This window comes from Tepidibacillus infernus (assembly GCF_048898065.1).
Taxonomy (GTDB): domain Bacteria; phylum Bacillota; class Bacilli; order Tepidibacillales; family Tepidibacillaceae; genus Tepidibacillus_B; species Tepidibacillus_B infernus.
Genome location: NZ_JBLWFI010000075.1, coordinates 1 through 255, shown reverse-complemented (window position 1 = coordinate 255; position 255 = coordinate 1). Strand labels below are relative to the sequence as shown.

At 34.5% G+C, this 255-nt stretch carries 1 protein-coding gene; it reads left to right on the top strand.

Annotated features, from left to right (window positions below):
- Positions 1-20 precede the first annotated feature (20 nt).
- Positions 21-255: winged helix-turn-helix domain-containing protein (locus TEPIDINF_RS15060; protein ID WP_421692414.1), on the top strand; the 235-nt coding region annotated here is incomplete at its 3' end.

The window sequence follows — 255 nt, the reverse complement described above, 5'->3', positions numbered from 1 at the left end:
AGTCTGAGAGTGAACTACTGATGAAATCTTTTGGAGCCATTTCAATTGATGAAAAAGCTAGAAGAGTGAAGGTTCAAGAAAAAGAACTAGTTCTTACACCTAAAGAATATGATCTGTTACTCTTTTTAACGAAAAATCAAAATCAGGTGTGGACAAGGGAACAAATTTTAGAACATGTCTGGGGTTATGATTTTTATGGAAGCTTAAGAACCGTAGATACCCATATCAAAACTTTAAGGATGAAACTAGGGGATC